Genomic DNA, 12892 nt, shown 5'->3' with positions numbered 1-12892 from the left:
GCCGACCGCGTCGTCTTCCTCGCCGACGGCCGCATCGTCGACGAACTCCACGCCCCCACCGCCGACACCGTCCTGGACCGCATGCGCCGCTTCGAGGCCAAGGGCCGCACCAGCTGACCAGCCCGGCCCCTCAGCCCGCCTCACCGAACCTCCCCAGGACACCTCATGCATCGCACCGCTCTGCGCAACGTGCTGGCCCACAAGGGCCGGCTCCTGATGACGGCCCTGGCCGTCCTGCTCGGCACCGCCTTCGTGGCGGGCACCATGGTCTTCTCCGACACCTTCGGCAAGGCCCTGCGGGACAGCAACTCCAAGAGCTACTCGGACGTGTCGGTCCAGGTCGTGGACAACGCGGCCGCCTCCGACGCCTCCGCCAGGCAGAAGAGCGAGAGCAGCCCGACCGTCCTCGACGACGCCACCGTCCAGCGGTTGGCCGCCCTGCCCGGCGCCGCGAGCGCCCGCGGCGTGGTCAGCGGCTTCACCGGCGTCGCCGACCGCAAGGGCGACCTGATCGGCCAGGTCTGGGCCGCCCGGGGCGCCAACTTCGCGCCCGGCCAGGACGGCAGGGACCCGCGCTACCCGATGGTCGAGGGCCAGGGCCCGAAGAACGCCAAGGAGATCGCCCTCGACCGCAGGACCGCCGACCGGGCCGGGTACAAGGTCGGCGACACCGTCCGGATCGCCGTCAACGGGCCGGTGATCGAGGCCAGGCTCACCGGACTCTTCACCACCGACGACCCGGTGGTGAACACCGGCGGCACCCTCACCCTGTTCGACCGGGCCACCGCCCAGCAGACACTGCTCCAGGAGCCGGGCCGCTACAGCAGCATCGTGCTCACCGCGAAGCCGGGGACCTCCCAGGACGCGCTGCTCGCCCAGGCCGAGCCCGTGATCCCGTCGGACCACCAGTTCGTCATCAAGACCGGTGCCGCGCTCCAGGCCGACGAGCAGGCGCAGATCGCCCGGAGCACCGACGCGATGCGCACCATGCTGCTGGTCTTCGCGTTCATCTCGCTCTTCGTCGGCATCTTCATCATCGCCAACACCTTCACCATGCTGGTCGCCCAGCGCACCAAGGAGCTCGCACTGCTGCGGGCGATCGGCGCCAGCCGCAGGCAGGTCACCCGCTCCGTGCTGGTCGAGGCGCTGCTGATCGGCACCGTCTCCGCGGTGGCCGGCCTGCTGGCCGGCATCGGGATCGGCGCCGGGATGCAGTCCCTGATCGGCTCGTTGAACGAGAACATGCCGAGCGGCTCGCTGCTGGTCAAGCCGCTCACCGTCGTGGTGACCGTCGCGGTCGGCGTCCTGGTGACGGTGCTGTCGGCCCTGCTGCCCGCCCTGCGCGCCGCCCGGATCGCGCCGGTCGCCGCGATGAGCAGCGGCGACCAACCGGCCACCCAGAAGAGCCTGGTGGTCCGCAACACCATCGGATCGGTGCTCGCGGGCGGCGGCCTGGCGCTGATCGGCTACGGCGCGTCCACCGGTGACGACAGCGGCCGACTGCCGGTCGGCGGGGGCGCCTTCCTCGCCCTGATCGGCGTGTTCGTCCTGCTGCCGCTGCTCTCCCGCCCGGTGGTCGCCCTGGTCGGTCCGCTGCTGCGGGCGCTGGGCGGCACCCCGGGCCGGCTCGCCCAGCAGAACGCGGTGCGCAACCCGCGCCGCACCGCGGCCACCGCCGCCGCGCTGACCATCGGCCTGACCCTGGTCACCGGGCTCACCGTGATCGGCACCTCGGTCGGCGACACCGTCGACCGGGCCGTGACCAGGTCGATGAGGTCCGACTACATCGTCTCGTCCGCCAACGGCATGAACCTGTCCGGGCAGCTGCCCGCCCAGATCGCCAAGGCGCCCGGGGTGGCGGCGTCCTCGCCGATGACCTCCGCGTACTGGAAGCTCGACGGCACCACCAGGTCGATCACGGGTCTGGACGCGGACGCCTTCGACCGGATCGCCGAGGTCAAGCTGACCAGCGGGTCCACCGCCGCGCTCCGCAGCGGCCAGCTGCTGGTGGACCAGGACGTCGCCGCGAAGTCCGGCGTCACCACCGGCTCGACGATGACCGCCGGCTTCCCGGACGGCTCGACCGGGCGGCTCACCGTGGGCGGCGTGTACGAGGGGGGCGGCATGTTCGGCCCGGTCCTGCTGGCCAACAGCGAGATCGCCAAGCACGAGCCGAAGCCCTACGTCGCCGACGTGCTGGTGAAGGGCGAGAACGGCGCCACCCCCGCGCTCAAGCAGGCGCTCAAGGACGCCACCGGCGCCAACCCGGTGATCGAGGTCAAGTCCAAGCAGGACGTCCGGGACGACTTCAGCCAGATCATCACCTTCGCGCTGAACCTGATGTACGGCCTGCTGGGAATGGCGGTCCTGATCGCGGTCCTGGGCGTGATCAACACGCTGGCGATGTCGGTGTTCGAGCGGAAGCGGGAGATCGGGATGCTGCGGGCGATCGGCCTGGACCGCCGGGGCATCAAGCGGATGGTCCGACTGGAGTCGGTGGTGATCTCGCTCTTCGGCGCGGGGATCGGCCTGCTGCTCGGCTGCTTCATCGCCTGGGCGGTCAACGGCACCCTGAAGTCCAGCCTGACCGGGCTGACCACCGTCCTGCCGTACGGCCAGCTGGCCCTGTTCCTGGCGCTGGCCGGGCTGGTCGGGCTGGTGGCCGCGATCTGGCCGGCCCGCCGGGCCGCGGGCCTGGACATCCTGTCGAGCATCAAGACCGACTGACGCCCGCCGCGGCGCCGGGGCGGAGCGCCCCGGCGTCGAGCGGGCGGACCACCCAGCGGGCGGACGAGCCAGCGGGCGGACCACCCAGCGAGCGAACAACAGAGAGCCCCTGCCGGAGGGTTTCGGCAGGGGCTCCTCTGTTTCTGTACTCCGCCCGGTCACACGGCCGGCTGAGCACCACGGAGGTCGTGGTCCGGCGTCACTGCCGGGCGGAGGGCCTCCGACTCATGCCCCCGGCGCTCCCACACCGGGGTCCGGTCGCTACTTGCTGGCGAGCTCCTTGTCGGCGGCCGGCTTGGCGGCCTCGACGGGCTTGGTGGGCGGCGTGACCTCCTGGATCGGCAGCTGCGGCCGCTCCATCTGGGCCAGGCCGACCATCTCGCGCTTCAGGAACATCGCGAGGGTCCAGTCGGTGAAGACGCGGACCTTGCGGTTGAAGGTCGGCACCATCGCGCCGTGGTAGGCACGGTGGAACCACCAGGCCAGACGGCCCTTCAGCTTGACCTTGCCGAACAGGATCGCGACGCCCTTGTGCAGGCCGAGACCGGCGACCGCACCCAGGTTCTTGTGCTTGTACTCCTTCTGCGGGAAGCCCCGCATGCCGGAGATCACGTTGTCACCGAGGACGACGGCCTGACGGCAGGCGTGCTGCGCGTTCGGCGGGCACCAGGCGCCCTCGCCGGCGGCGAGGTCCGGCACCTGGGCGTTGTCGCCGGCGGCCCAGACGTAGTCGAAGCCCTGGACCTGGAGGGTCGGCGCGGTGTCGACGTGGCCGCGCGGGCCCAGCGGCAGGCCGAAGTTGGCCAGCACCGGGTTCGGCTTGACGCCGGCCGTCCACACGATGGTGGAGGCGTCCATCTCCATGCCGTTCTTCAGCATGACGTGGCCGTCGATGCAGGAGTCCATCGAGGTCTCGATGTAGACCTCGATCTTCCGCTCCTCGAGCTTCTCCTTGGTCCACAGACCCAGGTCCGGGCCGACCTCGGGGAGGATGCGGTTGGCCGCCTCGACCATGACGAAGCGCATGTCGTCACGGCTGACGGTCTTGTACAGCTTCGACGCGTCGCGCGCCATGTCCTCGATCTCGGCGATCGTCTCGACGCCGGCGAAGCCACCGCCGATGACGACGAAGGTCAGCGCCTTGCGGCGGACCTCCTCGTCCGTGGTGGACTCGGCCTTGTCGAGCTGGGCCATGACGTGGTTGCGGAGGCCGATGGCCTCCTCGACCGTCTTCATGCCGATGCCGTTCTCCGCCAGACCCGGGATCGGGAAGGTGCGGGAGACCGAGCCGGTCGCGACGACCAGGTACTCGAAGGGCAGCTCGTAGCTGTCGCCCGCCGCGGGCTGGATGGTGGCGACCTTGCGGGCGTGGTCGATACCGGTGACGGACCCGGTCAGCACCTCCGCCTTCTTGAGGGCGCTGCGCAGCGGCGCGACGAGGTTGCGGGGCGCGACGTTGCCGCCGGCCGCCTCGGGGAGGAAGGGCAGGTACGTCATGTACGACCGCGGGTCCACGACCGTGACGGTCGCTTCGCCGTAACGCATCTTCTTGAGGATGCGCATCGCGGCATACAGGCCGACGTAACCACCGCCGACAATGAGGATGCGAGGACGCTCCGTGGTGCTCATATCCGAAAGTATCCAGCACCGTTCGGAGCAGCCTTCGTGAGCCCGGTCACAAGCTCATGGACACCCCGTGCTACACTCCGCGCCCACAAAAACGGCCCCCACCGGGCGGCTCACAGGCCTCAGGGGGGCGCCGTGAACGCGCGCCGGAGCACCACCCTGCTGAGCAGCAACGATCCGCACAGCTCCCGCGTTCCCGCGCGTGATTTCGATTTTCAAACCCCGAACGAGGCCTGACCTGCGATCCAGCGGGCCCGGACAGGGGCAGGCCTTCGGTCTCACAATTCGGGCGTAGCGGGCCCCGGGGTGCGACGAATGACTGGATCGCCATGTGAAGAAATTCACGAACATTCCCGCCCGCGCCCGGGCGCGCCCCGGCTCCGGTGCCCCGCCGGGGGCGCCGGAGCCGGTTCGGTAAGCCCTGCAGACCGTCAGGAGGCCATACTCCAGGCGATGCCGTCCAGGATGTCGTGCTCGCTCACGACCACCTCGGCGGCACCGGTCCGCTCCATGATCTCCAGCAGTTCCAGCGCCCCGGCGGCGATCACGTCCACCCGGCCCGGGTGCATCGACGGGATGGCCGCGCGCTCGGCGTGGGTCGCGGCGAGCAGCTCGCGGGCGATTCCGGCGACCCGCTCGCGGCTGATCCGGGAGTGGTGGATCCGCTCGCTGTCGTACTCCGACAGGCCCTGGGCGATCGCCGACACCGTGGTGACCGTACCGGCGAGGCCGACCAGGGTGGCCGCGCCGGTCAGCGGGACCACCTCCTCGGCCTTGTCCAGCTCGGCCCGCACGTGGGCCCGGGCCTCGGCGATCTGCTCCTCGGAGGGCAGCTCGGCACCGCCGAAGTGGCGCTCGGTCAGCCGCACGCAGCCGATGTCCACCGAGCGCGCCGCCTGCACGTCCGTCCCGCCGAGCACGAACTCCGTCGAGCCGCCACCGAGGTCGAACACCAGGTAGGGCGCCGGGAACTGTCCACCGGTCAGCTCCTTGGTGGCGCCGACGAAGGACAGGTGCGCCTCCTCCTCGCCGCTCACCACCTCGGGCTCGACGCCCAGGATGTCGCGCACGCCCTTGACGTACTCGTCGCTGTTCTCGGCGTCCCGGGAGGCACTGGTGGCGACGAAGCGGATCCGCTCGGGGCCGACGCCGAAGCCGGTGATGATCTCCCGGTACTCCCGGCAGGCCGCGAAGGTGCGGGCCAGCGCGTCCGGGTGCAGCCGGCCGGTCCGGTCCACGCCCTGGCCCAGCCGGTTGACGATCATCCGGCGGTCGAGGTCGGTGATCCCGCCGGTCTCCGGGTCCAGGTCGGCGACCAGCAGGCGGATCGAGTTGGTGCCGCAGTCGATCGCGGCCACACGCGTCATGGTCACTCGGACTCCTGCTCCGCGGCGTCCTCGGCGGCGCGCTTCTTCGCGGCGCGCTCGGCCGCCTTCCGCTGCTTGGCCGCGATCACGGCCTCGTGGTCCTGCTCCTTGGCGCGGTTGCGGGCGACCCGCTCCCCGGCCGCCTCGACCTCGGCCGGGGAGACGCACGGGCCCTTGGCCCACCAGTCCTCCAGCATGCCGAGCGCCTCGTCGCCGAGCGGGTTGACGCCCTCGCCGGCCGCCAGCGAGTGGCCGACCAGCACGTGCAGGCACTTCACCCGGTCCGGCATGCCGCCGGCGCTCGGGAAGCCCTCCAGCACCTCGATCGCGTCGCGCCGGGCGATGTAGTCCTCGTGCGCCCTCTGGTACGCGGCGGCGAGCTCCGGGTCCTCGGCGAGCCGGGCGGTCTGCTCCTTCATCACGCCGTCCGCCTCCAGGGTGCCGATCAGCGAGGCGGCCTTGGGGCAGGTCAGGTAGTACAGCGTCGGGAACGGCGTGCCGTCCGGCAGCCGGGGGGCCGTCTCCACGACGTCGGGGTTGCCGCAGGGGCAGCGGTGCGCGACACCGCGCAGGCCGCGCGGCACCCGGCCGAGCTGGGCGGCGATGGCCGCGACGTCGGCGTCGGAGACGGCGGGGTGGTTCTCAGTGGTCATGGGGGGTGGGGTCTCCAACGGAGGACGGAGGGAGCGGACGGGGGGTCACGGAGGGCGGCGCGGCGGCGAGGTCGGCGGCGTCCACCGAGTCCCAGATGCTGGCGTACCAGGGCTTGGCGGCGGCCCTGGCCGAGCCGCCGGCCGAGGCGGGTGCGGCGGGCGCCGAGGGGCGGGCGGCCGAGCCGGCCGGGTCCACCGCGATGTACGGGGTCTCCCCCGGCACCGCGTAGTGCAGCCGGGCGCGGGCCTGCGCCTTGACGTACTCCGGGTCCTGCCAGCGGGCCTTGTCCCGGCGCAGCTGCTCGACCTGCTGGCGCGCGTGGTCGGCCTTCGCCCGCTGGGCGGAGATCTCGGCGCGCTGGGAGATGAACTGCCGCGTCGGGTAGGCGAGGATCGCCACCAGTGAGCAGAGCACCAGGACGAGGACGGTCGCCCGGCTCGTGAACCGGGGCCGGGCCGCCAAGCCCGGGATCCTCCAGCCAGCCATCTCCCGTATCCCCTCCTGGTCGCGACGGTGCCCCGCCGTCAACCCTACGGGGTGAACGGCGGGGCACCGGTCAGGCGTGCTCGGCCGGCTGGCTCGCCGTGCTCATCACTCCGCGGAGCGGAAGCGCGGGAACGCGCCGCGGCCGGCGTACTCGGCGGCGTCGTCGAGGATCTCCTCGATGCGCAGCAGCTGGTTGTACTTGGCGACGCGCTCGGAGCGGGCCGGGGCGCCGGTCTTGATCTGGCCGCAGTTGGTGGCGACGGCGAGGTCGGCGATGGTGACGTCCTCGGTCTCGCCGGAGCGGTGCGACATCATGCAGCGGTAGCCGTTGCGCTGGGCCAGCTCGACGGCGTCCAGGGTCTCGGTCAGCGAACCGATCTGGTTGACCTTCACCAGCAGCGCGTTGGCGGTGCCGGTCTCGATGCCCTTGGCCAGGCGCTGCGGGTTGGTGACGAACAGGTCGTCGCCGACCAGCTGGACCTTGTCGCCCAGCTTGACGGTCATGGCCTTCCAGCCGTCCCAGTCCGACTCGTCCAGCGGGTCCTCGATGGAGACCAGCGGGTAGGCGGCGACCAGCTCGGCGTAGTACTCGATGAGCTCGGCGGCCGACAGGGCCTTGCCCTCGAACTGGTAGGCGCCGTCCTGGTAGAACTCGGAGGCGGCGACGTCCAGGGCCAGCGCGATGTCGCGGCCGGGCACGTAGCCGGCCTTCTGGATGGCCTCGGTGATCAGGTCCAGGGCCTCGCGGTTGCTGTCCAGGTTCGGGGCGAAGCCGCCCTCGTCGCCGAGGCCGGTGGACAGGCCGCGCTCCTTCAGCACGCCCTTGAGGGTGTGGTAGACCTCGACGCCCCAGCGGACGGCCTCGGAGAAGGACTCCGCGCCGATCGGGGCGATCATGAACTCCTGGATGTCGACGTTGGAGTCCGCGTGCGAGCCGCCGTTGAGGATGTTCATCATCGGGACGGGCAGGACGTGCGCGTTCGGGCCGCCCAGGTAGCGGAACAGCGGCAGGTCGCTGGCCTCGGAGGCGGCGTGGGCGACGGCCAGCGAGACGCCCAGGATGGCGTTGGCGCCGAGCGAGGACTTGTCCGGGGTGGCGTCCAGGTCCAGCATGGCCTGGTCGATCAGGCGCTGCTCGGTGGCGTCGTAGCCGACGAGCTCGGGGCCGATCTGCTCGATGACGGCCAGGACGGCCTTCTCGACGCCCTTGCCGAAGTAGCGGTTCTTGTCGCCGTCGCGCAGCTCCAGCGCCTCGAAGGCACCGGTCGAGGCACCCGACGGGACAGCGGCACGACCCGTGCTGCCGTCGTCGAGGCCGACCTCGACCTCGACCGTGGGGTTGCCGCGCGAGTCGAGGATCTCACGGGCTACGACGACATCGATGGACGGCACGAGGCATCTCCTTGCGGAAGCTGGTCCGGCTGACGGTGGTGATGTCGGCGGGACGATTGCGGAGTCGTTACGACCAGAGCCTAACCGCCCGGGCTCCCGGGGCCACGCTGGCCTCGGCCCCGTCTCAACGTGTGGCCCTGCTACCCCCCGGTAGTTCACCTGCTTGTCCCAGCTTGTCCCCCGGGCGCGGACGGACCCGGACCGGCACGGACGGACCCGGACAGAACCGGACGGAAGCGGACGAGGGGGCCGACCCGTCGGCCGGCCCCCTCGTCGGTCCTCAGCCGAGGTGCAGGACCTGGCCGGGCATGATCAGGTCCGGGTCGCCGCCGACGGTGGAGCGGTTGCCGTCGTACAGCGCCTGCCAGCCGCCGGTCACGCCCTGGGCGGCGGCGATGGTCGACAGGGTGTCACCGGAGCGCACGGTGTAGTCGTGGCCGGCCGGGGCGGTCGGGGCCGACTGCTCGGCGCGCGGGGCGGCGTGCTTGGGGGTGTACTGCTGGACCGGCTGCTCGGCCGGCTTCTCGGCCTGCCGGGGCGCGGCGTGCTTGGGCGCGTACGGCTGGACCGGCTTCTGGGCCGGCTTCGCGGCCGGAGCGGGAGCCTGCGTCCTGGGCGCCTGCTGCGGGGCGGACCGGGGCTTGGCGTCCGACGAGGTGTCGACGGCGGCCGGGGCGCCGCCCTTGGTCAGGCCCGCCTTCTGCGAGCAGACCGGCCAGGCGCCCGGGCCCTGGGAGGCCAGCACCTTCTCGGCGACCGAGATCTGCTGGGCCTTGCTGGCCTGGTTGGCCTGCGGGGCGTAGGCGGTGCCGCCGTAGGCCTTCCACGTGCTGGAGGTGAACTGCAGCCCGCCGTAGAAGCCGTTGCCGGTGTTGATGCTCCAGTTGCCGCCGCTCTCGCACTGGGCGACGGAGTCCCAGGTGGAGGCCGGGGCGGCGGAGGCACCGGTGGCGGTGAGGAGCGGCAGCGCAAGTCCGACGCCGGCCACACCGGCCACGGCGACGGCCTTCTCGGCCTGGGTGCGACGACGGTGACGGCCGGTTCCAACGAACAGCATGAAGGTCCCTCTCCGCACGCCTGCGAGGTGAGCTGTCGGGTTCGGACCGGGGAGGTGGCCCGGCCGCCGTGCGCGGAGACGTTCCCGCTCGGGCGGCTTCACCCCAAGCCGTGGGGACGGCAACAAACCTGGTTCCCCCGCCCCTGCCCAGGGTTCTGGTCGGTTTCCCGTGACGCGGCGGGCAGGATTCGGCGTTCCGCGCACGAGGTCCGCAGCTGCGAACTCCAGGGAGATTAGACAGATCCTCAGACCGATCACAAGCTCATATCGTCGACATCACACGGAAATCACGGCAGGTGACCAATCGCCTACCAACGGCACCTGTTTGTCCGGTTTGATGGGCGTTCATACGGTGCCTGAGGGCCGCGGGACGACCATCCGTCAGCGTGTCGGAGCCTCAGGAACCGGGTCCGGAGACGTCGCCTCGGGACTGAATTCGACCGGAAGTTCGCGCAGCCCACGCATGATCAGGCCACCCCGCCAGCGCAGATTCTCCGGACTCTCGGCAAGCCTGAGATCGGGCAGCCGCGACAGCAGCGTGGCCAGGGCGGAGCGCCCTTCGAGCCGGGCCAGCGGGGCGCCGATGCAGTAGTGGATGCCGTGCCCGAACCCCAGGTGGGGATTGTCCGTCCGGGCCAGGTCCAGGGTGTTCTCGTCCGCGAACCGGGCCGGGTCGCGGTCGGCCGCCGCCAGCACCACCAGCACCGGATCGCCGACCGGGATCTCCACCCCGCCGATGCTCAGCGGGCTCGTCGCGAACCGCCAGGTCGCCAGCTCCACCGGCCCGTCGTAGCGCAGGAGTTCCTCGATCCCGGTCTCCAGCAGGGCGGTCTCCCCACGCGCCACCGACTCCTGCAGCAGCGCCCGCTGGCCCGGGTTGCGCAGCAGCGCGTACGTCCCGTTGCCGATCAGGTTGATGGTCGTCTCGAACCCCGCGAAGATCAGCACGAAGCACATCGCGGCGGCCTCGTTCTCCGTCAGGTGCTCGCCGTGGTCGCTGGCCCGGATGAGACCGGAGATCAGGTCGTCCCCGAGGTCGGCGCGCTTGCGGTGGATGAGGTCAACCAGGTAGGCGCGGATGCGCTTGACCGCCCGGCCCACGCCCCCGCGCTGCCCGCCGTGGTGGCGGATCATCATGCCCGCCCAGTCCCGGAGGTCGTCCTGGTCCTCGGCCGGGACGCCCAGCATGTCGCAGATCGCGTAGATGGGGAGCGGGAAGGCGAACTCGTGGATCAGGTCGGCCGAGCCGCGCTGCGCGAAGCCGTCGATCAGCCGGTCGGTGAGCTGCTGCACCCGCGGCTCGAACTCGGCCACCCGGCGCGGGGTGAACGCCTTGGACACCAGGCGGCGCAGCCGGGTGTGGTCCGGCGGGTCGATGTTCAGCAGGTGGGTCATCAGGTCCGCCTGCCGCTCCCCCGGGATGCCCACCCGACCGGTGCGGTGCGCCTGCCCGCTGTGGTGCGCCGGGTTCTTCGACAGCCGGCTGTCCGCGAGCGCCTGCCGGGCGTCCGCGTACCGCGTCACCAGCCAGGCGTCCACACCGCTCGGCAGGGTGGTGCGGTGCACCGGGGCGTGCTCGCGCAGCCAGGCGTACGCGGGGTACGGATCGGCGGCGAACTCCCAGGTGAAGAGCTGCGGGGCGGGCTGGGCGGCGTCGGGCTGAGCAGGCATGGGTCGACCGTAACCGCTGCCCCGGGCGCGTCCGGCCCACCGGCGGCCGTCGAGGGCGTCCGGACCGGTCGCGGACGGTTCGCCGGGCGGCCGCCAGGGGGCGCCGGGGACGGCGCCGTTCGGGCGCCGTGGGGGGCGCGAGCCGGTCGCCGACGGCGCGCGTGCGGTGCGCCGCCCCTCCGTGGACGGCCCGTGGACGGGACGTGGACGGCTCTTGGACAGAGCTTGGCCGGACGGCGGGCGTGAGCCTGGTCACCTGCGGGGTAATCCCTGTTGCGGAGGGTCAGGTCGTGCCTACGATCCTCCGCAGTGTGCGTGGGCGCCGGTGCGGTGTCGCCCACAGGGAGGAGCAGACCATGCGGGTCAGCGGGGCAGTCGTCGTCATCGCGGTGCTCGACGGCGGTTCGGGAGCCGACCTCGCCCGCCGGTTCACCGCGGCCGGCGCCGCCGGGGTGCTGATCGCCGACACCAACGTCGGTGTCGCCGAGGACCTCGCCGCCGAACTCGACCGGCCCGGGTGCCCCGTCGTCGGCGTCGCCGGCGACATCCGCCGGCCCAGCGACGTCGCCGCCCTGGTCGACACCGCCGAGAAGCACCTCGGACCGATCGACCTCTTCTGCGTGGCCGGCCCGAACGGCGAGCGGATCGTCTCCCTCGCCGACCTGCCCGCCCACCTCGACCTGGAGCGCCTCGCCGAACTCGTCGCCCTGGTCGGCGAGGCCATCGGCGAGCTCGTCCCCCCGCAGCGGCGCCCGGCCGAGCCGGCCGCCACGGCGGCCTGACGCCGCCGCGGCCCGAGCGCCCGCTCCTGCCCGCGCTCGCGCCCCGCTACGACTGCTGCCCGAGTCCCTCGGCCGCGCGCACCGCCTCCCGGTAGCCGCGCGCGGCCGAGCGCAGCGCCGCGTCCACGTCCACCCCGGCGTCGTGCGCCCGCTGCGCCACCGCCAGCAGCAGTCGGCCCGCCGACTCCGCGGTCAGCTCCGCCGGCAGCTCGTACGGCTCGTCCGGCACGCCCTCGAACCCGGCCCGGCGCACCCGGGACACCAGCTTCGCCGCGTACGCCAGCGACGGCAGCCCGGCCGGGACGCCGTCCAGCACCGACTCCCGGTCCGCCTTCTCGGCGGCCTTCAGCTGCTCCCAGTTCGCCTCCACCTCGGCGGCGCCCTCGGCCTCCGCGTCCCCGAACACGTGCGGGTGGCGGTACACCAGCTTCTCGACGATGTCCCCGGCCACGTCGTCGATCGTGAACGGCCCGGTCGGGTGCTCCTCGGCGATCCGGGAGTGGAAGAACACCTGCAGGAGCACGTCGCCCAGCTCCTCGCGCAGGGTGTCCCGATCCCCCTCCTCGATCGCCTCGACCAGCTCGTACGCCTCCTCGACCAGGTACTTCACCAGGCTCTCGTGCGTCTGCTCGGCGTCCCACGGGCACCCGCCGGGCGAACGCAGCCGGTCCATCACCGACACCAGGTCCAGCAGCCGCGAGCCCGGCAGGTCGTACGAGCCCGGCAGCACCTCGATCTCCGGCACCTCGCCGGCCCGCTCCACCGCCAGCCGTGCCAGCGCGTCCGTCAGCCCCGGGTCCCCGTCCGGGCTGCCCAGCCAGACCGTCGGCCCCGTCCCGGCCGGCTGCCCGGTCAGCAGCCGCGCCAGGGCCGGCGCCGAATCCGCCGCCACCACCTCGACCGCCACCCCGGCCTGCCGCACCGCGGCGACCTGCGGATGCCGCTCGTCCGCCGCCAGCACCCGGCCCGCCGACCGCAGGGCCTCCCAGGCCGGCCAGGCCAGCAACCCGGGGGCGACCCGGTGGGTGGTGGTCAGCAGGATCAACTTCGCGCCCGGGGCGTCCGTCGGCACAGCATTCGTCGTCACACCTCGAAACTACCCGCCCGGGAGGCGGCGCGGCGGCCCCGGG

General features: G+C 72.4%; 10 protein-coding genes, 1 pseudogene and 1 riboswitch. Of the genes and pseudogenes, 3 read left to right on the top strand and 8 right to left on the bottom strand.

Annotation, left to right across the window (positions count from 1 at the left end; translation table 11 throughout):
* A pseudogene (locus tag ABT247_RS25595) lies at positions 1–117 on the top strand (ABC transporter ATP-binding protein); the annotation flags it as partial.
* Positions 118–165: 48 nt separating this feature from the next.
* On the top strand, positions 166–2727 hold the full coding sequence (locus tag ABT247_RS25590; protein ID WP_350746370.1) for an ABC transporter permease: 2562 nt from the start codon (positions 166–168) through the stop codon (positions 2725–2727).
* Between the two features lie 261 nt (positions 2728–2988).
* Here the strand turns inward: ABT247_RS25590 and ABT247_RS25585 are convergent, their stop codons facing one another.
* From ABT247_RS25585 to ABT247_RS25555, 7 genes are all read right to left on the bottom strand, one after another.
* Positions 2989–4356, bottom strand: a complete 1368-nt coding sequence (locus tag ABT247_RS25585) for an NAD(P)/FAD-dependent oxidoreductase (protein ID WP_350746368.1) — start codon at positions 4354–4356, stop codon at positions 2989–2991.
* 428 nt (positions 4357–4784) lie between these two features.
* Entirely contained in the window at positions 4785–5720 is a 936-nt protein-coding gene (locus tag ABT247_RS25580; RefSeq protein WP_350746373.1) for a Ppx/GppA phosphatase family protein, read from the bottom strand.
* Between the two features lie 2 nt (positions 5721–5722).
* The gene (locus ABT247_RS25575; RefSeq protein ID WP_350746365.1) at positions 5723–6391 is read right to left on the bottom strand and encodes a DUF501 domain-containing protein; all 669 of its coding nucleotides are present in this window, start codon (positions 6389–6391) and stop codon (positions 5723–5725) included.
* Positions 6363–6860 carry an FtsB family cell division protein gene (locus tag ABT247_RS25570; RefSeq protein ID WP_350746362.1) on the bottom strand — a complete coding sequence of 166 codons (498 nt, stop codon included), beginning with the start codon at positions 6858–6860 and terminating at the stop codon, positions 6363–6365. Before ABT247_RS25570 ends, ABT247_RS25575 begins: the two co-directional genes overlap by 29 nt.
* Positions 6861–6965: 105 nt before the next feature.
* Positions 6966–8252, bottom strand: a complete 1287-nt coding sequence (gene eno / locus ABT247_RS25565; protein WP_350746359.1) for a phosphopyruvate hydratase — start codon at positions 8250–8252, stop codon at positions 6966–6968.
* A gap of 280 nt (positions 8253–8532) precedes the next feature.
* A complete protein-coding gene (locus tag ABT247_RS25560) occupies positions 8533–9309 on the bottom strand; it encodes a transglycosylase family protein (protein ID WP_350746356.1) in 777 nt (258 codons plus the stop codon).
* A gap of 1 nt (position 9310) precedes the next feature.
* A riboswitch (cyclic di-AMP (ydaO/yuaA leader) is annotated at positions 9311–9480 on the bottom strand.
* Positions 9481–9690: 210 nt separating this feature from the next.
* Positions 9691–10980 (bottom strand): cytochrome P450 family protein, encoded by a 1290-nt coding sequence (locus tag ABT247_RS25555; RefSeq protein ID WP_350746353.1) that lies wholly within the window; start codon positions 10978–10980, stop codon positions 9691–9693.
* A gap of 356 nt (positions 10981–11336) precedes the next feature.
* On the opposite strand from ABT247_RS25555, the gene ABT247_RS25550 reads away from it, so the two are divergent.
* Complete coding sequence (locus ABT247_RS25550; RefSeq protein ID WP_350746350.1) at positions 11337–11762, top strand: SDR family NAD(P)-dependent oxidoreductase; 426 nt, start codon at positions 11337–11339, stop codon at positions 11760–11762.
* A gap of 46 nt (positions 11763–11808) precedes the next feature.
* Here the strand turns inward: ABT247_RS25550 and ABT247_RS25545 are convergent, their stop codons facing one another.
* The gene (locus ABT247_RS25545; protein ID WP_350746347.1) at positions 11809–12849 is read right to left on the bottom strand and encodes a nucleoside triphosphate pyrophosphohydrolase; all 1041 of its coding nucleotides are present in this window, start codon (positions 12847–12849) and stop codon (positions 11809–11811) included.
* Positions 12850–12892 lie beyond the last annotated feature (43 nt).

The organism is Kitasatospora sp. NPDC001539 (genome assembly GCF_040298565.1).
GTDB lineage: Bacteria > Actinomycetota > Actinomycetes > Streptomycetales > Streptomycetaceae > Kitasatospora.
Note: the sequence above shows the minus strand (reverse complement) of the source record. Positions and strands in the feature narration are given on the sequence as shown.

Bases quoted from the DNA above. Each gene is read 5' to 3' on its own strand.
- ABT247_RS25550 (WP_350746350.1), top strand. From the start codon at position 11,337: ATGCGGGTCAGCGGGGCAGTCGTCGTCATCGCGGTGCTCGACGGCGGT.
- ABT247_RS25570 (WP_350746362.1), bottom strand. From the start codon at position 6,860: ATGGCTGGCTGGAGGATCCCGGGCTTGGCGGCCCGGCCCCGGTTCACG.
- ABT247_RS25555 (WP_350746353.1), bottom strand. From the start codon at position 10,980: ATGCCTGCTCAGCCCGACGCCGCCCAGCCCGCCCCGCAGCTCTTCACC.
- ABT247_RS25590 (WP_350746370.1), top strand. From the start codon at position 166: ATGCATCGCACCGCTCTGCGCAACGTGCTGGCCCACAAGGGCCGGCTC.
- ABT247_RS25585 (WP_350746368.1), bottom strand. From the start codon at position 4,356: ATGAGCACCACGGAGCGTCCTCGCATCCTCATTGTCGGCGGTGGTTAC.
- ABT247_RS25580 (WP_350746373.1), bottom strand. From the start codon at position 5,720: ATGACGCGTGTGGCCGCGATCGACTGCGGCACCAACTCGATCCGCCTG.
- ABT247_RS25560 (WP_350746356.1), bottom strand. From the start codon at position 9,309: ATGCTGTTCGTTGGAACCGGCCGTCACCGTCGTCGCACCCAGGCCGAG.